Consider the following 20,278-nt stretch of genomic DNA (forward strand, 5'->3'; position numbering starts at 1 on the left):
GCCGCCCCAGAAGCGTTGCAGGTAAGGTCTGTCAGTTGCCGTCGGGGTCGTAGTCGCCCCTGAACTTGGCGTTGGTCTCGGCATCCTCGCGGGTCTCGTGCTCGCGGGGCGAGTCGATACTGCCGTCCTCGCCGGGCAGCGGTGCGGTGTCCCTGGCTTCGCCGGTGGCCACCACGTCCTTCTCGACCAGGCGCAGGTTGGCGGCTGGCGCCTGGCCTTGCTTGTCTTCGCCAAAGAAGATCGTGGTGTGCGGGAAGGGGATCTCGATGCCCGCCTCGTCCAGGTGCAGCTTGACCAGACGGTTGTAGGCACGGCCCACCGCCCACTGGTTGCCGGGGGTGGTCTTGATGCGCACCCTGATGTTGACCGAGCTGTCGGCCAGGGCGATGACACCGGCCACCTCGAGGGGTTCGAGGATCTCGGACTTGAGGTCCTCGTCGGAGGACAGTTCGTCGAAGGCGTTGCGCAGGGCGACGATCGCCTCGTCCACGTTCTCGCGGTAGGCGACGCCGTATTCGCCCACATGGTAGCCGAAGCCACGCATGTAGTTGGAGACCACATCGACGCTGGAGAACGGCACCAGATGGTAGGTGCCGTGCAGGTCACGGATACCCACCGAGCGGATGCTGAGCTTCTCGGCGGTGCCGGTGATGCCGCCCAGGGTCACCACGTCGCCGGTATTCATGGCGTTTTCCACCTGGATGAAGATACCGGTGATGATGTCCTGCACCAGCTTCTGGGCGCCGAAACCGATGGCCAGACCGAGCACACCGGCACCGGCGATCAGCGGTCCGATGTTGATGCCGATTTCCGACAGCACGATCATCGCCGTCATGGTGACGATGGCGATGGCCAGAGCATTGCGGAACAGCGACAGCAGCGTCTGGGCCCGGGCCGAGGGCATGCCGCGGCCGGTGGTCGGATTCAGCTTGTGTTCGATCAGGCTGGCAAGGCCGATCCAGACCGCCGCGGCGACGATCAGGATGATGGCCACGTTGATCACCTGGCTGACCAGCACGCGACCCGCTTCGGAGGCGTACCAGGTGGCCATGTCGAACACGCCCCAGGCGTTGAGCAGGGCCATGGCGGCGACGATCAGGATCAGCACGTTGAAGGCGCGCAGCATCGTCGGGACATAGGAGTTGAGGCGTGCCTCGAGCAACGGCAGCTTCTTGCGCAGCTCTCCGGACAGGGTGATGCGACGACCGATGGCCTGGGCCAGCAGGCGCGACACCAGCATGGCAGCCAGCACGATACCGAGGGTCTTGAGGGTCGCGATCAGCACGAACGGCAGGGCGTCCTCGGGGCGTGTCAGGGTCAGCACCAGTACCACGGTGAAGTAGGTGATCGCCAAAAGATGCCAGATGCGGCCGAGCAGGCGCAGCGCGACACGGGAGGCCGACAGGCTGGACCTGACAGCGGCATCGAACAGCCCATCGCGCAGGCGGCTGCGATTGATCAGCACCACGGTGATGGCGTACAGGTAGGCGCCGATCATGATCAGAGCGCCGATGCCCTCACCGACACGGTAAGACAGGTAGGTGTTGATCAACGGGACCACCACCATCAGGCCGTAGCCGGTAAGGCCAATCAGCCGGGCGATCCAGCGATTCCAGTAGGACGCGCTGGGAGCGGTGATGGGCAGCAGTCGCAGGCCCTCGTAGCGTGAGGCGAACAGCATGCGCACGGCCGCCTTCAACAGCTCGATGACCAGGAAGGCATTGAGGAACAGCGACGCCCGGGTCGACAGGCTGCCCGTCTCACCGATGGCGAAGGTGGCGGCCAGGTTGCCGCCGACGTAGGCAAGACCCACCACGGCGGCGTCCACGATCACCGCCAGCACCACGCACAGCACCAGGCGGATGGTGGGGTTGAGGTTCTGACCGTTCTGCGAATATTGGCTCAACCGCGTGAACAGTGGCCTGACCAGACGCCTGATGATCACGAACAGCACAAAGGTCGCCAGAATCACCAGGCCGAGGTTGATCGCCGCCTGGGTGAACAGATCGAAGTTGAGTTCGCCTTCGGTCAGGGCGCCGTCGATCATGCCACCGAAGATGGCGGCGAGATTCTCGAACTGATTGCCGAACTCGCTGACCACTCGGCTGGTCATGTCCGCCAGTTGCTTGGGCAGGGTGGCCTCGGCGGCGCTGTCGACGGCCTGTTCACCGGCGGCCTGGGCCTGCTCGGGGGCGTTTTCCGCCATCTGTCGCAGTTGCTCGATCAGCTGGCTGCGGGCCTGTTCGTTTTCCAGCAGGTCGGCCAGGGTCGAGTAGGCCGGACCGTCACTGGAGGAACCGCCAGAGCCGCTGGCGTCACCGCCCTGCTGGGCGATGGCAGGTCCCGCGAGCAGCACGAGCGCGAGCATCAGCACGCTGAAGAGTCGAGAGCAGAGTCGTGATCGCATCACGCAAACCTTCTCCTTTGATGGGTGGGGCCCGTCGGGGCAGAGGGGCGTCCTTGGACGAATCTGTCGCAGGCTAACATGCCCGTTTGCCGCTTGTACGCAATCAAGGATGTACAAAAGTTGTACGGATTGCCAATTCTGTGCCATATTGATCGTGAACGCATCCCATGCGCTTCATCCCTGCTAGGCAAGCACAACTTCGCCGCCCCCTCGGGCGGCGTTTTTTTTTAGATTTTCAGCACCTTCAGCGCCTTTGATCTCCCGCCTTCCGAGGCTCGGCATTGTCTGTGCCTTGTCGCTTTACGGGCCATCTGCGATCAGCCCGTTTCGCCGCGCCGAGGGCGAGGTCCAGCGGTATTGCCACCGGTCACGACATCGCCCAGGTATTTGCATACCATGGCGGTTTTGGCCGAGGCGATTGGTGATGGAGTGGTGGACGCTGGCAGCGGTAGCGCTGGGGGGCGCCGCAGGAGGCATGGGGCGACTGTTCGTCAGTCGTCGGGCAGCGGCCGCCTGGGGAGTGCGCTTCCCCTGGGGGACCCTGATCGTCAATCTGCTGGGAGCCTTTGTTATCGGCCTGCTGGCCAGTCGCCTGGTGGCAGGCTCGACCGCGGCACTCATGCTGCTGAGCGGGGTGATGGGCGGCTTCACCACGGTGTCCTCCTTCAGTCTGCAGACTCTGGACCTGATGCGCGAAGGTCGTCATGCAGCGGCGGCGCTCAACGTCTCGTTGACCCTGCTGGCCGGCCTGGCCGCCGTGGTGGCGGGGCTTGCCCTCGGGGGTGGCCTGTGAGGTGTCGGCAGAGGGGAGAAGCATGAGTCAGGCAACAAGCGTCTGGCGGCTCTATCTGGCGGTGGGCCTTGGCAGCGCCCTGGGATCGGTGTGTCGCCTCTTGACCGGCGTCGCGGTCTCGGGCCTGGTGGCGTCGTCCTTTCCCTGGGCGACCCTGCTGGTCAACGTGCTGGGATCCTGGTTGATTGCCCGCTTTGCTACCCATGCGGCCCTGAGCGACAGCCCTCGGCTGGCGAGCCTTCATCCGCTTGTCGTGGCGGGCTTCTGTGGAGGTTTCACCACCTTCTCGCTGTTCAGCCTCGAAGCGGCCCGCCTGGCCACCGGCGGCAGCCCCTGGCTGGCGCTGGCCTATGTGGTGCTAAGCGTGCCGCTATGGCTGGCGGCGGCCTGGGCCGGTGACGTCAGCGCACGGCGGGCCCTGGTCAGAGGCTCGTCCGAGTAGCCCAGACGCTCGTCAGAGTCGTCAAGGCCTCGTCTCGGCAAGCCAGGCGCTCGTGTCAGACGCTCACGCCAGGCGCAATCCCGCTATTCCGGCCCCCGCGAGCCAGCGGAAAGCAGGCCAGACCAGCGCGAGCCAGAACAGTGCGAGCCAGAACAGTGCGAGCCAGAACAGTGCGAGCCAGAACAGTGCGAGCCAGAACAGTGCGAGCCAGAACAGTGCGAGCCAGACCAAGGCGGGCCACCCTGGAGCGCAGACTCCGGGGTGGCCCGTTGGTCATTCTCGATCTTTTCTTGCCTGTCGCTGGGTGCCCGCCATGGCGGGCCCGTGCCGAGCACTCGGTGCTCGGCACCTTCCGCCTCCGCCCCGCTTACTTGGCCTTGGCGTCCTTGCCGGCGGGCTTGGCGGTCTTCTTCGCTGCCTTTTCGGCGGCCTTTTCCACGCTCTTGCCGGGCGCCTGGAAGTGCTCCCGCACCAGGCCCAGCAGTCCCTGGGTCGAGGCGTCGAAGTCCTGGCTGCGCTCGTCGATCTTCTCGCTGATCTCGCCGGCGATGCGCTTGCCCAGCTGGACACCCCACTGATCGAAGGAGTTGATGTTCCAGATCACCCCCTGGACGAACACCTTGTGCTCGTAGAGCGCGATCAGCGCGCCCAGGTTGCGCGGTGTCAGTTCGTCGAGCAGCAGCACGCTGGAGGGGCGGTTGCCGGGGCAGCTGTAGGGGTCCAGGTCGCCGCCCTTGCTGCTGCCTTCCATGAAGGCGTTGGCCTGGGCCAGCATGTTGGTGAGCAGGGCGAAGTGGTGGTCCTCGACGCCGGGCTCGGGCTTCAGCGAGGCGATGAAGTCGATGGGCACGTAGCGGGTGCCCTGGTGCAACAGCTGGAAGAAGGCGTGCTGGCCGTTGGAGCCGGTCTGCCCCCACACGATGGGGCCGGTCTTGTAGTCCACCGGGCGACCGAAGATATCGACCGACTTGCCATTGGACTCCATGTCGAGCTGCTGCAGGAAGGCCGGCAGCTGATGCAGGGCCTGGTCGTAGGGCACGATGGCCTGGGTCTCGGCACCGACGAAGTTGATGTACCAGATACCGATCAGCGCCATCAGCACCGGCATGTTCTCGCCGAGCGGGGCGTTCTGGAAGTGCTGGTCCATCTCGTAGGCGCCTTCGAGCATCTCGATGAAGCCTTCATAGCCAATCGCCAGGGCGATGGGCAGGCCGATCGAGGACCACATCGAATAGCGACCGCCGACCCAGGCCCAGAATTCGAACACGTTCTCCTCGCGGATGCCGAACTCCATGGCGGCCTTGCGGTTGGTCGAGGCGGCGATGAAGTGAGCGCCGATGTCGGCGTCATCGCCGGCGTTCTCGATGAACCAGCGCCGTGCGGTGCGGGCGTTGAGCAGCGTCTCCTGGGTGGAAAACGTCTTGGTCGAGACGATGAACAGGGTGGTGGCCGGGTCGAGGCGGCTCAGCACCTTCTGGATATGCGCGCCGTCCACGTTGGAGACGAAGTGGAAGTTCAGGTCCGCCTGGCGGTACTTGAGCAGGGCGCGGCTGGCCATGTTGGGGCCGAGGTCGGAGCCACCGATGCCGATGTTGACCACGTCGCGAATACGCTCGCCGCTGTAGCCCTTCCAGTTGCCACTGCGGACCTCTTCGGAGAAGCGCTTGATCTGCTCGCGGGTGGCGTGGATCTCCGGCATCACGTCCTTGCCATCGGCGATGACCGGGCTGTCCCCCAGATTGCGCAGCGCCGTGTGTAGTACCGGCCGGTCCTCGGTGACGTTGATGATGTCGCCGGAGAACATCTGGGCGCGACGCTGGACCAGCGCCGAGTGTTCGGCCAGCTCGACCAGCTTCTCCAGCACCGCGTCGGAGATCTGGTGTTTGGAGTAGTCCAGAAAAAGCCCGCCCACGCGCAGGCTCATCTTGTCGAACCGCTTCGGATCCTTGGCAAAGTAGTCGCGAATCCGGTCGTCGGCGGTCTCGTCGCGAAGCTTCAACAGCGACTGCCAGGTCACGCTTCGGGTCAGCTGGAACACGGGAGAATCCTCGATATTGGTCAGTTGTTATCGCTGCGAGAGGAAATCCAGGCGTTGGCATCCGGGATCTGCATCTCGTAGTCCTGGCCGAGCCAGGGCGAGCTCATCATGAAGTCGGCGCTGGAGGGGTTGCAGGCCACCGGCACATTCCACAGGGCGGCCAGGCGCAGCAGCGCCTTGACGTCCGGGTCGTGGGGCTGGGGGGCGAAGGGGTCCCAGAAGAAGATCAGCAGATCGAGTCGTTGCTCGGTGATGCGAGCACCGATCTGCTGGTCGCCTCCCAGCGGACCGCTCATCAGGCCTTCCACCTCCAGCCCCAGGGTGCGGCTGAGCCGCGCGGCGGTGGTGCCGGTGCCGAGCAGCTGGTGAGCGATCAGGGTGTCCTTCCAGCGGGAGGCCCACTCCATCAGTTCCTGCTTCTTGCCGTCGTGGGCGACCAGGGCGATGCGCTTGCGAGCCGGCAGAATGCGGCTGACTTCCTTGGCGGGTTGGGGCATGGGGCCTCCGGGATAAAAGGCGTGGTGAATGGTGTCACCGGGATGAGGGATACCTTAGAGCGTTGAAGGTAATATTACTACGGCTTGGCGCTGCGACTAAGGTCTAGCGCTGGCCTTCATAGAGAAGGCGCGGGCAGTAAGTTGTCGAAATTTCGTGCTTATTAGAGTGTCCTTCATCAATGTTTTTGGAGAAATGTTGTAAGTTTAACAAAATAGTGCTTGAGTCCCGGCGCTGTCTGTACCACATTGGTGCCCACTGACGACGTCCTTGCGGGGGATTTGCATCTTTAGTGAATCCGCCTACCGTCGACTCACCAGCTTTCACGCAAGAACGCTTTCGCCGCTCAGGGGGATATTCGCTATGACGCTCAAGGTTGCCATCAACGGTTTCGGACGTATCGGTCGCAACGTGCTGCGCGCACTGTACGAGAACGGTTACCGGGACCGGATTGAGGTAGTTGCCATCAACGATCTCGGTGATCCTTCGCTCAACGCCCACCTGCTGCGCCATGACACCGCTCACGGTCACTTTCCCTTCAAGGTAGAACATGACGAGGAGAGTCTGAGCGTCGATGGCGACCGTATCGCTATTCTGTCCGAGCGTGACCCGGCCAGCCTGCCCTGGGCGAAGCTCGGCGTGGACATCGTGATGGAGTGCACGGGCCTGTTCACCACGCGCGCCGACGCCGGCAAGCACGTCGAGGCCGGTGCCGCCAAGGTGCTGGTCTCCGCGCCTAGCCCCGACGGCGACGCCACCATCGTGTTCGGCGTCAACGACGGCGTGCTCAAGGCCAGCGATACCATCGTCTCCAACGGCTCCTGCACCACCAACTGCCTGGCGCCGGTGGCCAAGGCGCTCAACGACGCCGTCGGTATCGAGAATGGCCTGATGACCACGGTCCATGCCTACACCAACGACCAGAACCTGTCTGACGTGTACCACAAGGACCCGTACCGCGCGCGTAGCGCCACCCACTCCATGATCCCGACCAAGACCGGCGCTGCCGCTGCCGTGGGCAAGGTGCTGCCGGAGCTCAACGGCAAGCTGGATGGCCTGGCCGTGCGCGTGCCGGTGATCAACGTCTCGCTGGTGGATCTGGTGTTCAACGCCTCGCGCGACACCACCAAGGAAGAGATCAACGAGATCGTGGCCAAGGCGGCGGAGAATTCTCCGGTGCTCAACGTCAACGCCCAGCCGCTGGTGTCCATCGACTTCAACCACGATCCGGCCTCCTCGACCTTCGACGCCAACCACACCCGCGTCAACGGTCGCCTGGTCAAGGTCATGGCCTGGTACGACAACGAGTGGGGCTTCTCCAACCGTATGCTGGATACCGCCCTGGCCATGCAGGCCGCCAAGTAAGCCAATAGCCCCCGCCCGCTGCCATCGGCGGGCTTGGTGTGGCACTCTGATGGTCGGGGCGATTCGCCGCCCTCATCATTGGTACAGACGCCGAAGCAGTCACTGCTTCGGCGTCTTTGCGCGCAAGGAATGCCATGCTGCCCGAATACTCCTGGCTCGCCTGGGGCCTGATCATCCTCTCCACCTACCTGACCGGCATCTCCAAGGGCGGCTTCGCCGGGGGCTTCGGTACCCTGTCGGTGCCGCTGATGGCGCTGGCGATAGATCCTATCGCCGCCGCTGGCCTGTTATTGCCCTTGCTGCTGGTGATGGACGTTCTGGCGGTCAAGGCCTGGTGGGGGCATCAGGACATGGCTGAGGTGAAGCGATTGATCCCCGGCATGGCGATCGGCGTGGTGGTGGCTACCCTGGTGGCGGGCAGCCTCGACGAGGACCACGTCAGGCTGCTGCTGGGGGTGATCTCGCTGTTGTTTGTCGCCTACATGATCGTGAAGCCGGCGGCCTCCCAGCCGATCGCCTCTTTCTGGGCCTGGCCCGCGGGCATCGCCACCGGTATCACCAGCTTTATCGCCCACGCCGGCGCCCCGCCGATGAACCTCTACCTGGTGCCCAGGCGCCTACCCAAGACCACCTTCATCGCCACCACCACCCTGGTGTTCGCCGCGGTCAATACCATGAAGCTGCCGCCTTACCTGTGGCTTGGCGAGATCAACCTGACCAGTATCTGGGCGTCGCTGGCGCTGGTGCCGGTGGCCTGGTTCGGCATCAGGTCCGGCCTGTGGCTGCAGCACCGGGTCAACGAGCGGTTGTTCTACCGGCTGGTGATTCTGGCCATGGCGGTGGTCGGGGTACAGTTGATCATCAAGGCTCTCGCCTAGGGCTCGCCTGAAAAGTGCCTGCGCTCGGTAATACGGCGTTAAAAATCGGATCAAAATGCTCATTTACACCCTGTAAACTGCGCTTTCTCACCGATTTTTGCCTTGTCTAACCTTCGCTCGTCGACTTTTCGGACAGAGCCGAGTGACGGGCTGTAGCGGGCTCACGCCGACATGAAGTCGTTCCAGCGCCGCACCAGGTAGTTGTGCTCGTCCATCACCGTGTTCCACACCGCGATGCGGCTCATGCGCGTCATGTAGTCGCCGCCGTCGCGTACCTCACCCTTGTGAATCATGCCGCAGGGGCCTGACGGTCCGGCGAGTTCCTCCGCCGCGGGCTTGCCGGCGTACCAGTAGTCCCATTCCGCCGCAGACAGGTGAGGGCGGGTCAATTCCGGGGTCGAGATGTAGTAGCCCTGTCGCGCCATGACGGCGCCGGGCCAGCCCGAGATCCACCAGTTGAGATACTCATAGGCGACGTCCAGGCTGCGGCCTTCGATGCTGCGTGACAGCGACATGCCGCCGTACCAGGCGCGATAGCCTTCCCTTGGTGCGGCCATGCGCACCTTGAGCTGGCGCTGCTTGAGGTCGGTCATCGCCGGTGACCACAGGCTCTCGATGCCGACGCGACCGCGCAGCATGTCCGAAGAGGCCTGGTCCTGGTTGCTCCAGAAGGTGCGGAAGTGCTGAGCCCGCTTGAGCTCGATCAGGCAGTCGATCAGGCAGTCGATCTCAGCGACGCTCAGGTTGCCCAGGTCCTCGAACTGCACCAGGCCCGCGGCCTTGGCGGCAAGCGCTGCGTCGATGGCGCCGATGGCGCTGTCGTTCTGCAGGCTGACCATGCCGCGCCAGCGCGGGTCCAAAAGCCAGCCCCAGCTTTCCTGCTCGCTGTCGAGGCCGTGGGGCAGCATGTCCAGGCGGTAGCCGAAGCTGTCCACGTTGTGGCTGACCGGCAGCATGGTGATGCGCTCGCTGGGACGGGCGCCGCAGCTGCCGTCGGCCTGGATATAGAGCCGGTCGACCGGATTACCACCGGCACCGAGCGGCGCGTGGGGCGTCAGTCGGCCGATCTTCGGCAGGTCGTTGATCGCATCCCAGTGGTGGATGCGCGAAAGCTCGATGGGCTGGATGGCCCCGGCCGGCCACACGAAATCGACGTTGTGAAACCACTGGTCGTAGATGTCGAAGCTGTCCGGCGCCAGCACTCCCGCACGCTGTGCCGCCACCCCGTCCATGACGGTGAATTCCAGGCGCAGGCCCAGGTCCTCGCGAGCGCGCTGGCGAATGCTCTCCAGCAGTGTCACCGAGGTGCCCAGCACCCGCAGGGTGACCGGACTGCGCTGGACAAAGGGGGCGCTGGGCTTGGCGGTGTCAGGCATGCAGGATCCTTGGGCTGGGATGGTCGCTGACCTTGTCCATGAAGGTCGCAAGCGATTGTGTCACGCGCTCGGCGTCGATGTCCCGAGTGATGAAGATCAGCTCCGAGCGGCGGTCGTCCGAAGGCCAGGCCTCCACGTGCTCCGGCGGGTGGATGGTGTGCTGGACACCGTGGAGTACCACCGGTCGATCGTCGCCCTGGACGTGGAGCACGCCCTTGACCCTGAGGATATCGCTGCCATGGCGGTTGAGCAGCATCGACAGCCAGATGCCGAGGCAGGTCCAGTCGACCTCGCCCTCGAGGCCGAGGCGGAAGGAGCGAATGTCGCCGAGATGGTCCGGATCATGCTGAGGCGGCTTGCGCCAGGGGCCGAGCCAGGACTTCACCTGGCCGGGGGTGAAACGCTGCAGGTGCGGTCCGCTGGCGAACAGCTCATCACTGGGCTGACGTAGCGCCTCGGCGCCCAGCCGCTGGGCCGCCGGGTTGATCGTATCCAGCATGGCCTCGAGCCCTGCCAGGGTGTCTTCCTCGACCAGGTCGGCCTTGCTGATCACCAGCTTGTCGGCCACCGCCACCTGGGCCTCCCAGACGGGGTGCTGGGCGCGACTGTCGACGGCGTTGAGCGCGTCGACCAGGGTCAGGTTGGTGCCGGGGCGCAGGTGGTGGCGCAGTACCGGGTCGGCGGTGATGGTCGAGGCGATCGGGCCCGGATCGGCGAGCCCGGTGGTCTCCAGCACGATCCGCTTGAACGCCGGGATCTCACCGTCCTGGCGTCGGGACAGCAGGCGCCTGAGTGCCTCTGACAGTTCGCCGCGGATGGTGCAGCAGACGCAGCCGCTGGACAGCAGCACCGCATCCTCGGCGATCTCGCCGAGCAGGCGGTCGTCGAGACCGACGTCGCCGAACTCGTTGATCAGTACCGCACTGTCGCCGAAGGCTTCGCTGGCCAGCACCGACTTGAGCAGGGTGGTCTTGCCGGCGCCCAGAAAGCCCGAGATCACGTGCACCGGCACCAAGGGTGTCGTCTCGTTCATGGTGGTGTCCTCGTCGTGGCGGTCTGGCGTCATTGCAGCGAGGCCAGGAAGGCGGGATCGAGCGGGTCGAGTTCATGACCGCCCATGCGTTCTGCCTGCAGCCATACGCCGCCCAGATCCTGCACGATCTCGCGCTTGCCGGTGGCGGTGGCGAGCACGAAGCTCGCTGCCTGGAAGTCCTCGATGGTGATCCGGCGGGGGCTCAGCACGCGATTGATCAGGGTGACCCGGTAGGCGCGGGCGCGCCTGCGCGCGAAGTGGGCCTGCTCGGGGTCCTCGATGTTGGTGCTCCAGTGGCTTTCGCCGCCGAGTGCGCCGCACAGTCCGCACATGCCAACCTCCGATGGCGCCGTCGGCGCCGAATGAATGTGAGTTATGCCGTCAGCGCCGAGCTGGCGCCAAGGGCCACCCGCAGCAGCGCTTCGTCCTCGCCACAGGGGCCGCTCAGCTGCAGGCTGGTGTGCTGACGGTCGTCGTCGCGCCCACTGGGCAGGGCCACCGCCGGCGAGTCGAGCAGGCTCGCCACCATGCTCAGGCGCAGCGTCGCCAGATTGACCTCGGCGAAGTGCTCGGGGTCGGCTTCCAGCGGCGCGAGCAAGGGCGCCACATGCGCCACCGTGGGCGTCAGCAGGGTCGCCCCGGCGAGCTCCTCGCGCAGCCGCGTCTTGAGCGCCTGACGCAGGCGATACAGGCTGACCACGCTGTCCGGGGGCATCTGGCGGGCGGCCTCCAGGCGCTTGCGTACCCTGGGGTCCATGGCCTCGGCATCGGGGCCTTCCAGCAGGGCGCGGTACTCGGTGTAGGCCTCCGCCGCGCCCAGCCAGCCGTGGCGGGTGATGGCCTCCAGGGTGTCGGCGACGCTCGCCACGCGGCGACGGACGATGTGGAAGCCGGCGGCCTCGAGACGGCTGGCGCAGGCCACCAGATTGTCGCCCACGGCGCGGGATACCCTCGGGTCGTCGAGGCAGCCTGCATCGAGTACGATCACCGACTGTTCGGGCACGGCGGCGGCACGAACCAGCGGCGCGCTGCCGCGCATCGTGTCGTCGATGGCCAGGCAGTCCTCGAGGGTGCTGGCGATGACGCCGATGGTGTCCAGACTGTCGGCCAGCGGTGTCACTCCCTGGCGCGAGTGGCGGGCCTGGGAGGGGCGATAGGACACCAGCCCATTGAAGGCCGCGGGGACGCGCAGCGAGCCGGCGGTGTCGGTGCCGATGGCGGCCGGCACGATGCCTTGGGCGACCGCCACCGCGGAGCCGGAGCTGGACCCGCCGGGGGCCCTGGGCGCGTTCTCGTTTCTGCTTTCGTGCTCGCTCGAGGTGGGGGGAGGGGTATGGTGCGGCGTACCGTAGTGGGGGTTGAGGCCAAGCCCCGAGTAGGCGATCTCGGTGAGGTTGGTCTTGCCGATGCAGACCATGCCCGCGCCGGCTGTGTGGCGTACCGCCTCGGCGTCGCGCTCGGCCGGCGTCTTGCCCAGCACCTTGCCGCCGGCGGTGGTGGCGGTACCGGCGATGTCGAACAGATCCTTCCAGGCCAGCGGCACGCCGTCCAGCGGCCTGCGCAGGGTGCCCGAGCGCTGACGCTCGGCACAGGCCTCGGCCTCGACCAGGGCGCGTTGTTCGGTCAGCGAGATAAAGACGGCGTCACTGTCGGTGGCCCGGGTCAGGCATTGGCGGGTCAACGCGACCGGATCGAGTTCGCCGCGTCGGATGGCCTCGCCGATGGCCAGGGCGGTGAAGGGTTGTGCAGGCATGCACGTCTCCTGTAGCGGGTGGTGGGCGCCGCCGCGGGCGGCGCCAGGCGACGACTCAGCGATCCTCGCGCTTGAGCGCGGAGTCGGGGATGTCACCGGTTTCCAGGCGTTCGAAGCGTCCCTTTTCGGTGTAGACCCAGTTGCGGCCCACCGAGGTGGCGAGGAATCGGTCGTCGTAGCCGGAGGTGATCTCCTCCTGAGGATAGCGCCGCAGCACCCAGACTTTCATCAGTACGATATAGACCACCAGGGCCGAGCCGAAGCCTACCGCGTAGGCGTACTCGAGGAAGATCAGCGCCAGGCCGCCGCCGATGATCCAGGCGATGAGGCCGGCGGGGTTGAAGCCGCCGCTGAAGCGGAACTGGCCGTTGGGATCGTACAGCGCCGGAACGTTGAGGCGACGCCGACGCAGCAGGTAGTAGTCGGCCACCATGATGCCGCCCACCGCCGACAGCACGGCGCCGTAGTAGCTGAGGAAGGTGAACAGGTTGTTGAGGATCAGCCAGGGCATCGAGGCGGTGCCGATGATGCCGGCGATGACCAGGGCGACCGGGTAGCTGACCCTTGGCGCGCCGGCGTTGACGAAGGTCAGCGCCGCCGGGATCAGGTTGGCCGCGTTGTTGGTCGACCACTGGGCCAGGATCACCATCGCCAGCAGTGCGATCAGGGTAAGGCCGCCGCCCTGTCCCTGGATGACGGTGACCGGATTCCAGTCACCGGCGGCGATGAAGGACACGCCGCCGATCAGCGCGATCCAGGCCTGGGTGGCCGGCAGCGCCAGAAACTGGGCGACGAAGACGTTCTTGTTGCGCTGAAAGAAACTGCGCTCGCCACCTTTTGTCTTGAGGAAGCGGGTCAGGTTGGGGATATCCACCGCCAGCGCCGACCAGAACGCCATGTTGGCGAAGAACAGGCCGAGCGCGGCCACATTCTGGTCGCCGACGAAGGTCCAGATATTGATGCCCTGGGTCTCGGCGAGCACGTCGAGGGTGAAGTACATCCACACCGAGATGGCCACGATGCAGGGGGCGGCGATCGACGCCAGCAGCTCCACCGCGCGGATGCCCAGGGCGGTGTTGACGATCTGGACCACGGCAAACAGCACATACCACAGGATCCAGTTGTCCAGGCCCCACAGGTACTCGACGATGCCGTTCAGGGCCAGCGCACCCAGGTAGGTCTGCACGCCGAACCAGATGGCCGCCACCACCCCGCGGGATACCGCCGGTAGGTGGGTGCCCTTGAGGCCGAAGGGCGCGCGCAGGTAGACCGCGAACGACAGTCCATGTTCGGTACCGATGTCGGCGGTCAGGCTCATCACCACGCCGAGTACCAGATTGGCCAGAAAGATGATGGCGACGACCTGAATCAGCGGGAGTCCGGCGACCCCGCCGGCACCCAGTTGGAAGGTGGCGATGATCACCGCCATGCCGATCCACAGCCAGATGAAACCGAAAAAGCCGATGGTGCGTTGATTCAGCCAGACCGGCAGGATCGCCGCTTCCAGCAGGTGGTCGCCGCTGTTGCGGGCTGCCGCCGAAGTGGCGGGGGTGGGGGCGTCTTGTGGTGTAGCCACGGGAGCGCTCCTTGAATGTCGTTGGTTGTTGTTGGAGGCGATAGCGACGTCGGACGAAGAGATATCTCCGTTTCGCATAAATGCAGTATGGATACAAAAATCATTTTTTGGCAAGGGCCGTCCTGCGCCTTAAGCCGCATAGGGGCCGAGGACAATCTGTAATAGGCTGTTTTCCGGTAAAAAGGCCTTTTCCTGTTCGTGTTGACGGGCATGGATCTTGTGAAGTTGGCAACAAACGTCATTTCCGAGTGGCTCGAAAGGGTCCTGAAGAGGTGTCAAGATGGGCGCTTGTTGCCCGGCTGCCGGGCCTTGGATCGTGGCTGCCGGACATCGGTGGCGTGTAAGCGAGAGGTCAGGTGATTGGACGTCAGGGAGGAACGGGTGCTGAGTACGCCAGCTAGGTCGAGGCAGGAGGGCAGTCGCGCCCCCCGCTACGCGCTGATCCAGGATTCACTGCGAGAAGCCATCGAGTCGGGGCGGGTGCCGCCCAATCAGGTGTTGCTGGAAGGGCCTATCGCACGGCTGTTCGGCACCAGTCGTGGGCCGGTGCGCAAGGCGCTGGAGCTTTTGCACCAGCAGGGCCTGATCAGCCGCTTTGAAGGGCGCGGCTTTCTCGCGACACCCGATCCCGAGGCGGTAGAGCCGGCGCGGGAGGCGCTGACCCCTGAGCGTCTTGGTCTCGGCGTCGATGAGTCACCGGTGGTGGATGCCCGGCCGGCGGCCGAGCGCATCCACGCCGAGGTCGAGGAGGCGGTGGCCACCTGTCTGGCGTTTGGTCACTTCCGTATCGTCGAGACCAGTCTCAGCGATTACTACGGTGTCAGTCGCACCGTGGCGCGAGAGGTGCTGGGACGGCTGCGCAGCCAACGGCTGATCGAGAAGGATCGCCACTCCCATTGGCTGGCGGGGCCGCTGACCGCCCAGGCGGTGGCCGAGGACTACGAGATTCGAGTGCTGCTGGAGCCGGCGGCGCTCAAGGCCTCCGGCCCGCTGATCGAGCGCGAGGAGCTCGAGCTGATGCGCGACCGGGTGCAGCGACTGATCGACCACCCCGAGCAGCAGTCTGCCGCGACCATCGCTCGACTCGAACGTGACCTGCACCAGGGTTGCCTGCGCCACTACCGCAATCGCAAGGCCGGCGAGATGATTGCCCAGAGCCAGTTGCCGGTCATCGTCAATCGCATGTTCTTCCAGACGCTGGGGGTTCCTCGGGACGAGCCCCTGTTGATGGAGCACAAGCTGGTGATCGATCACCTGCTGTTTGGCGCCTTCGACGCCGCCGCCTCGAGTCTGCAGTCCCACCTCCAGGCGGCTGCCGAGCGCACCCGCCGGCGGCTCAAGGTGCTGTCGGTGTTCCCCGAACCCGACCTTCCCCCCTACCTTCAGCGTATCGTCTGACGCCAGCGCAGGGCGCAAGGCGAGCGTCAGCGCCGCCTTGCCCTCCGTCCTCGGTATGTTCCTTTGTTTCCGGTCTCTTGCCTTTTGCGTCCTTTCCTCAAGTCTAGCGGTCGGCCTGCCACAGGCCGGTGTGCTGTCCTGTCCCCCCCCCTGGTCTAGAAGTAAAAAATGTCAGTTGGATACCGCGCCCATAAAAAATGACGTTTTATTCGATCGGCATTTTTAGGACTCGTCTGTTCTCACCCATTGGTCGAAGAAGGTTTGCACTTTTGGCTGTTGCTGAAAGCCTGAATGGTCGGCCTTGTATCGCCAGCCTTGCCTGTAACCGGGCCTGATTCGCAGGTTTTGGTCATTGGCGAGCGTCGCGGCGCGCTGCTCTACGCCTGAAATCTCCGTCTTGACAAAAATGACCTTTGTATCCAGTCTTCAATTGATGGCGGTCGACACAACCGCTGACGCCGCAGGACCGATGGCACGTCGGTAGTCCAGCAAGCGCACGACCGACACCAGGGCCAGTGGCGCCACCGCAAGCCCCAACAAGACCAAGCAACAAGACGAGGTGTTCAAGATGGCGAAGAAAGAGATTCTCTGTGCATTTGGTGTCGACGTGGACGCCGTGGCCGGCTGGCTCGGTTCCTACGGTGGCGAGGACTCCCCCGACGATATCTCCCGCGGCCTGTTCGCCGGCGAGGTCGGTGCACCGCGCCTGCTCAAGCTGTTCGAGCGCTACAACCTGAAGACCACCTGGTTCATTCCTGGCCACAGCATCGAGACCTTTCCCGAGCAGATGAAGGCGGTGGTCGACGCCGGTCACGAGGTCGGGGTCCACGGCTACAGCCACGAGAACCCCATCGCCATGACCCGCGAGCAGGAACGCGACGTGCTCGACTACAACATCGAGCTGGTGACCCAGCTGTCGGGCAAGCGGCCGACCGGCTATGTGGCGCCCTGGTGGGAATTCAGCCCGGTGACCAACGAGCTGCTGCTCGAGCGTGGCATCAAGTACGACCACAGCCTGATGCACAACGACTTCCACCCCTACTATGTGCGCGTCGGTGACTCCTGGACCAAGATCGACTACTCCAAGCCGGCCAAGGAGTGGATGAAGCCGCTGGTACGCGGCGAAGAGACCGACCTGATCGAGATCCCGGCCAACTGGTACCTCGACGACCTGCCGCCGATGATGTTCATCAAGAAGTCCCCCAACAGTCATGGCTTCGTCAGTCCGCGCCAGCTGGGCGAGATGTGGCAGGACCAGTTCGACTGGGTCTACCGCGAGAACGACTACGCGGTGTTCACCATGACCATCCACCCCGACGTCTCCGGCCGTCCTCAGGTGCTGATGATGCTCGAGCGACTGATCGAGCATATGCAGAGCCACGAAGGCGTGCGTTTCTGCACCTTCGACGAGATCGCCGACGATTTCGCCAGCCGCCATCCACGCGGCTGAACGCGCCATCGCGCCTCCCCTGACAACCACACCACAACGATAACGAAAGAGGGTGACGTCAATGACCGAGCCAACCCAAACCGCGCCCTCCGGGGCCCGTCCCGACGCGGACGAGCCCTGGAACGCTGTCATCACCAAGAAACAGATCGGCTACGCCTCGCTGGTCTGCTTTATCGCCTGGGTGGCGTCGGTCTACGACTACACCCTGTTCGGCACCCTGTTGCCGGTCATCGCCGAAGACTTCGGCTGGACCACCGCCAAGGCCACCGCGGTCAACACCTGGGCCACCATCGGGGTGTTCCTGGTGTCGCTGGTGGTCGGCACCATGCTCGATCGCTTCGGCCGCAAGAAGACGCTGATCCTGCTGGTGATCGGCGGCGCCGTCAGTTCCGGCCTGTCCGGTATCGCCATCGGCGCCGCTTCCATGGTGATCATTCGCGCCTTCTCCGGCTTTGCGGTCTCCGAAGAGGTGGTCAACGCCGTCTATCTCAACGAGATCTACAAGAAGGCCAAGGGCCGCGGCTTCATGTACAGCCTGGTGCAGAGTGGCTGGCCGGTCGGTGCCCTGCTGGCCGCCGGCATGACCTCGCTGCTGCTGCCGATCGTCGGCTGGCGCGGCAGCTTCTTCGTCGCCGCCTGCGCCTCGATCATCGTCATCGTGATGGCGGTCCGGCTGCCCGAGTCGCCGGTCTTCGCCGCCATCAAGGAGGTCGAGCGGCGGCGCAAGGCGGGTGACGCCGAGGGCGCGGCCCAGCTTGCCGCCGAGCACGATGTCGAGGTCAACACCGGCAGCAACCTGGGGCTCAAGGGCGTGTTCACGCCGGAACTGCGTCGTCACACCATCTCGCTGTCGCTGGTCTGGCTGTTCAGCTGGATGGCGATCCAGGTGTTTGCGGTGCTGGGCACCACGGTGCTGGTGGAGGCCAAGGGTGTCAGCTTCGAAAGCTCGCTGTACGTGCTGATCCTGGCCAACGCGGTGGGCTTTGTCGGTTACCTCAGCCACGGCTGGCTGGGCGACCGCATCGGTCGGCGCAACACCGTGCTGATGGGCTTTTTGCTCGGCGGCGTCGCCAGCATCCTGATGCTGCTGGGCCCGGCCAGCGACGGTTTCGTCTACCTGATGTACGCCGTCACCCTGTTCTTCCTGCTCGGTCCGTTCGCCGCCATCCTGTTCTACATGGGTGAATCCTTCCCGCCCCATGTACGCGGCACCGGGGCCAACGTGGCCCACGTCATGGCACCGGTGGGGGCCATCGTCGGCTCCGGTCTGGTGTCGGTGCTGCTGACCGCGGGTGTCAGCATGACCTGGTCGGCGATCCTGGCGGGCTCGCTGCCGCTGGTGCTCAGTGGACTTTTGATGTTCGGCACCCGTCATGTGGACCACCGTGAACACGACACCCTCGAGGAGGCGGTGGCATGAGCGCTCTGACACGCGACGATGGTCTGGCCGGCAAGGTCGCCATCATCTCCGGTGCCGCCAGTGGCATCGGCCAGGCGCTGGCGGTCAGCTACGCCAGGGCAGGCGCCAAGGTGGTTGCCGGCTACTACCCCGGTGATCCCCATGACGTCGAGGCGACCGTCTCGGCGGTTGCCGATGCCGGCGGCGAGTGTGTGGCGGTGGCGCTGGACGTGCGCGATGGCGCCCAGTGCGACGCCCTGGCCCAGGCCGCCATCGACCGCTTCGGCAGGCTCGATATCGCGGTGGCCGGCGCCGGCATCCTGCGTCAGGCAGCGCTCGAGGATCTGACCGACGACGCCTGGAACGACATGCTGTCGGTGGACCTGACCGGCGTGATGCGGATATTTCGCAGCGCGGCGCGGGTGATGACGGGGCCTGGCGCCATGGTCGCGGTGTCGTCCATCGCCGGCGGCGTCTATGGCTGGGACGAGCACGCCCACTACGCCACCGCCAAGAGCGGTCTGATGGGCCTGGTCAGGTCGCTGGCGGTGGAGCTTGCCCCTCGGGGCATCCGCGTCAACACCTTGATCCCCGGGCTGATCGAGACCCCGCAGTCACTGGACCCGGTCAACTCCCTGGGCCCGGATGGCCTTGCCGCCGCAGGCAAGGTGATCCCCGCCGGCCGGGTCGGCCACGCCGATGAGGTCGCTCGCACGATACGTTTTCTGACCAGTGACGACGCCTCCTACGTGACCGGCCAGCAACTGATCGTGGACGGCGGCTTGACCGTGCGCTGGCCGAGCTGAGGCCAGCCGTCAAGGCGCCGGCCAAGGCGCATCCAAGCCAGCGACGCGAGGCGAGGGCGGCGGCCCTCGCCTCGTGCCCCCAGCGAGTGGAGAGAATCCCATGTCACAGAAACTTCAGGGCAAGGTTGCCCTGGTGGTAGGCGGCGCCAGCGGTATCGGCCGTGCCATCGCCAACCTGTTCCACGCCGAAGGTGCCACCGTTGCGGTGGCCGACCTCAACGCCGATGCCTGTGATCAGGTGGCCCGCGCGCTGCGCGCCCGGGTCAGCACCCATCGGGTCGATGTTTCCGACGAAGCCTCGGTGAAGGCCATGGTCGATGAGGTGATCAGCACCCACCAGGTGATCGACGTGCTGGTCAACAGCGCGGGCATCCTCGACGAGACGCCGTTTCTCGAGATGACCAGCGAGACCTTCGACCGCATGATCGGCATCAACCTGCGCGGGGTCTTCCTGGTCAGCCGCGCGGTGGCCCCGCATATGGTCGAGCGCAAGGCCGGGCGGATCATCAATGTTGCCTCGCAGCTGGCGCTCAAGGGCGGCATGGGGCTGTCCCACTACTGCGCCGCCAAGGCCGGCGTGCTGGGGCTGACCAAGTCCATGGCGCGGGAGCTGGCACCCTTCAACGTGCTGACCAATGCCATCGCGCCTGGCCCCATCCTGACCCCGATGCTCGAGGGACTGAGCCCGGAATGGATCGCCGACAAGGAGGCGGAATTGCCGCTCGGACGCTTCGGCAGGGCCGAGGAAGTGGCGCCTTCGGCGCTGATGCTGGCGGCGTCTCCGGATGGCGATCTGTACCTGGGCCAGACCCTCGGTCCCAATAGCGGCGACGTGATGTAGCGGCCAGACAGGAGTCCGTGAATGCTCACCCTTCTGCTGGTCAAGTGGCTGTCCACCGCCCTGGTAGTGATCGGCGTGTCGGTGGCGGTGGTGCGCCTGGGGCCACGCCTGGGCGGGGTGCTGGCCGGCACCCCGATCGTGCTGGGGCCCGGCTACTTCTTTATGCTGGGCGAGCAGCCCGGCGCCTTCGTTGCCGAGGCGGCGCTGGGCTCGCTGCACGCGATGTTC

General features: G+C 65.3%; 18 protein-coding genes and 1 pseudogene. 10 read left to right on the top strand and 9 right to left on the bottom strand.

Features of this window, described 5'->3' with window-relative positions; genetic code table 11:
• Positions 1-31: 31 nt before the first annotated feature.
• Positions 32-2,407: a mechanosensitive channel protein gene (gene ybiO, locus NH448_RS15155; RefSeq protein WP_045993124.1), complete on the bottom strand. Its 2,376-nt coding sequence runs from the start codon at positions 2,405-2,407 to the stop codon at positions 32-34.
• A gap of 424 nt (positions 2,408-2,831) precedes the next feature.
• Here ybiO and NH448_RS15160 point away from each other — a divergent pair, with 424 nt between their 5' ends.
• Positions 2,832-3,200, top strand: coding sequence for a CrcB family protein (locus tag NH448_RS15160; RefSeq protein ID WP_045993125.1), 369 nt, complete (start codon positions 2,832-2,834; stop codon positions 3,198-3,200).
• A 22-nt stretch (positions 3,201-3,222) separates the two neighbouring features.
• Positions 3,223-3,642 carry a CrcB family protein gene (locus tag NH448_RS15165; protein WP_108131859.1) on the top strand — a complete coding sequence of 140 codons (420 nt, stop codon included), beginning with the start codon at positions 3,223-3,225 and terminating at the stop codon, positions 3,640-3,642.
• Between the two features lie 63 nt (positions 3,643-3,705).
• Here NH448_RS15165 and NH448_RS15170 read toward each other — a convergent pair whose 3' ends face one another.
• The 3 genes from NH448_RS15170 to NH448_RS15180 form a co-directional block, all read right to left on the bottom strand.
• Positions 3,706-3,873 (bottom strand): hypothetical protein, encoded by a 168-nt coding sequence (locus NH448_RS15170; protein ID WP_253028961.1) that lies wholly within the window; start codon positions 3,871-3,873, stop codon positions 3,706-3,708.
• A 136-nt stretch (positions 3,874-4,009) separates the two neighbouring features.
• The gene (gene pgi, locus NH448_RS15175) at positions 4,010-5,680 is read right to left on the bottom strand and encodes a glucose-6-phosphate isomerase (protein WP_253028962.1); all 1,671 of its coding nucleotides are present in this window, start codon (positions 5,678-5,680) and stop codon (positions 4,010-4,012) included.
• Positions 5,681-5,700: 20 nt separating this feature from the next.
• Positions 5,701-6,177 (bottom strand): methylglyoxal synthase, encoded by a 477-nt coding sequence (locus NH448_RS15180; RefSeq protein ID WP_108131858.1) that lies wholly within the window; start codon positions 6,175-6,177, stop codon positions 5,701-5,703.
• A gap of 361 nt (positions 6,178-6,538) precedes the next feature.
• Between NH448_RS15180 and gap the strand changes: the two genes are divergently transcribed.
• The gene (gene gap / locus NH448_RS15185; protein ID WP_045993129.1) at positions 6,539-7,540 is read left to right on the top strand and encodes a type I glyceraldehyde-3-phosphate dehydrogenase; all 1,002 of its coding nucleotides are present in this window, start codon (positions 6,539-6,541) and stop codon (positions 7,538-7,540) included.
• Positions 7,541-7,674: 134 nt separating this feature from the next.
• Positions 7,675-8,418 (top strand): sulfite exporter TauE/SafE family protein, encoded by a 744-nt coding sequence (locus tag NH448_RS15190; RefSeq protein WP_253028963.1) that lies wholly within the window; start codon positions 7,675-7,677, stop codon positions 8,416-8,418.
• Positions 8,419-8,579: 161 nt separating this feature from the next.
• Here the strand turns inward: NH448_RS15190 and NH448_RS15195 are convergent, their stop codons facing one another.
• From NH448_RS15195 to NH448_RS15215, 5 genes are read right to left on the bottom strand one after another with little or no spacing between them, the layout of a single operon-like run.
• Positions 8,580-9,794, bottom strand: a complete 1,215-nt coding sequence (locus NH448_RS15195; RefSeq protein ID WP_253028964.1) for an extracellular solute-binding protein — start codon at positions 9,792-9,794, stop codon at positions 8,580-8,582.
• The gene (locus tag NH448_RS15200) at positions 9,787-10,827 is read right to left on the bottom strand and encodes a GTP-binding protein (RefSeq protein ID WP_108449500.1); all 1,041 of its coding nucleotides are present in this window, start codon (positions 10,825-10,827) and stop codon (positions 9,787-9,789) included. The genes NH448_RS15195 and NH448_RS15200 overlap by 8 nt, the downstream gene beginning before the upstream one ends.
• A gap of 29 nt (positions 10,828-10,856) precedes the next feature.
• Positions 10,857-11,159 (bottom strand): hypothetical protein, encoded by a 303-nt coding sequence (locus NH448_RS15205; protein WP_045993133.1) that lies wholly within the window; start codon positions 11,157-11,159, stop codon positions 10,857-10,859.
• A gap of 41 nt (positions 11,160-11,200) precedes the next feature.
• Positions 11,201-12,580, bottom strand: coding sequence for an amidase family protein (locus NH448_RS15210; protein ID WP_253028965.1), 1,380 nt, complete (start codon positions 12,578-12,580; stop codon positions 11,201-11,203).
• A gap of 55 nt (positions 12,581-12,635) precedes the next feature.
• Entirely contained in the window at positions 12,636-14,156 is a 1,521-nt protein-coding gene (locus NH448_RS15215) for an NCS1 family transporter (RefSeq protein WP_253028966.1), read from the bottom strand.
• 360 nt (positions 14,157-14,516) lie between these two features.
• Here NH448_RS15215 and NH448_RS15220 point away from each other — a divergent pair, with 360 nt between their 5' ends.
• The 6 genes and pseudogenes from NH448_RS15220 to NH448_RS15245 form a co-directional block, all read left to right on the top strand.
• Positions 14,517-15,554: a GntR family transcriptional regulator gene (locus NH448_RS15220; protein WP_253028967.1), complete on the top strand. Its 1,038-nt coding sequence runs from the start codon at positions 14,517-14,519 to the stop codon at positions 15,552-15,554.
• A 568-nt stretch (positions 15,555-16,122) separates the two neighbouring features.
• The gene (locus NH448_RS15225; protein ID WP_045993136.1) at positions 16,123-17,004 is read left to right on the top strand and encodes a polysaccharide deacetylase; all 882 of its coding nucleotides are present in this window, start codon (positions 16,123-16,125) and stop codon (positions 17,002-17,004) included.
• 61 nt (positions 17,005-17,065) lie between these two features.
• Positions 17,066-18,424, top strand: a complete 1,359-nt coding sequence (locus tag NH448_RS15230; protein ID WP_108449503.1) for an MFS transporter — start codon at positions 17,066-17,068, stop codon at positions 18,422-18,424.
• Positions 18,421-19,209: an SDR family oxidoreductase gene (locus tag NH448_RS15235; protein WP_045993138.1), complete on the top strand. Its 789-nt coding sequence runs from the start codon at positions 18,421-18,423 to the stop codon at positions 19,207-19,209. Before NH448_RS15230 ends, NH448_RS15235 begins: the two co-directional genes overlap by 4 nt.
• Positions 19,210-19,309: 100 nt before the next feature.
• The gene (locus NH448_RS15240; RefSeq protein WP_045993139.1) at positions 19,310-20,050 is read left to right on the top strand and encodes a 3-oxoacyl-ACP reductase family protein; all 741 of its coding nucleotides are present in this window, start codon (positions 19,310-19,312) and stop codon (positions 20,048-20,050) included.
• Positions 20,051-20,071: 21 nt separating this feature from the next.
• Positions 20,072-20,278, top strand: a pseudogene (locus tag NH448_RS15245) (hypothetical protein); the annotation flags it as partial.

Source organism: Halomonas sp. OfavH-34-E (assembly GCF_024124525.1).
Taxonomy (GTDB): Bacteria; Pseudomonadota; Gammaproteobacteria; order Pseudomonadales; family Halomonadaceae; genus Halomonas; species Halomonas litopenaei.

Excerpts from the sequence above, each read along its gene's own strand:
- NH448_RS15205 (WP_045993133.1), bottom strand. The coding sequence starts at position 11,159 with ATGTGCGGACTGTGCGGCGCACTCGGCGGCGAAAGCCACTGGAGCACC.
- NH448_RS15190 (WP_253028963.1), top strand. The coding sequence starts at position 7,675 with ATGCTGCCCGAATACTCCTGGCTCGCCTGGGGCCTGATCATCCTCTCC.
- NH448_RS15180 (WP_108131858.1), bottom strand. The coding sequence starts at position 6,177 with ATGCCCCAACCCGCCAAGGAAGTCAGCCGCATTCTGCCGGCTCGCAAG.
- NH448_RS15195 (WP_253028964.1), bottom strand. The coding sequence starts at position 9,794 with ATGCCTGACACCGCCAAGCCCAGCGCCCCCTTTGTCCAGCGCAGTCCG.
- ybiO (WP_045993124.1), bottom strand. The coding sequence starts at position 2,407 with ATGCGATCACGACTCTGCTCTCGACTCTTCAGCGTGCTGATGCTCGCG.
- NH448_RS15210 (WP_253028965.1), bottom strand. The coding sequence starts at position 12,580 with ATGCCTGCACAACCCTTCACCGCCCTGGCCATCGGCGAGGCCATCCGA.
- NH448_RS15240 (WP_045993139.1), top strand. The coding sequence starts at position 19,310 with ATGTCACAGAAACTTCAGGGCAAGGTTGCCCTGGTGGTAGGCGGCGCC.
- NH448_RS15165 (WP_108131859.1), top strand. The coding sequence starts at position 3,223 with ATGAGTCAGGCAACAAGCGTCTGGCGGCTCTATCTGGCGGTGGGCCTT.
- NH448_RS15225 (WP_045993136.1), top strand. The coding sequence starts at position 16,123 with ATGGCGAAGAAAGAGATTCTCTGTGCATTTGGTGTCGACGTGGACGCC.
- NH448_RS15230 (WP_108449503.1), top strand. The coding sequence starts at position 17,066 with ATGACCGAGCCAACCCAAACCGCGCCCTCCGGGGCCCGTCCCGACGCG.
- NH448_RS15160 (WP_045993125.1), top strand. The coding sequence starts at position 2,832 with ATGGAGTGGTGGACGCTGGCAGCGGTAGCGCTGGGGGGCGCCGCAGGA.
- NH448_RS15200 (WP_108449500.1), bottom strand. The coding sequence starts at position 10,827 with ATGAACGAGACGACACCCTTGGTGCCGGTGCACGTGATCTCGGGCTTT.
- gap (WP_045993129.1), top strand. The coding sequence starts at position 6,539 with ATGACGCTCAAGGTTGCCATCAACGGTTTCGGACGTATCGGTCGCAAC.
- NH448_RS15235 (WP_045993138.1), top strand. The coding sequence starts at position 18,421 with ATGAGCGCTCTGACACGCGACGATGGTCTGGCCGGCAAGGTCGCCATC.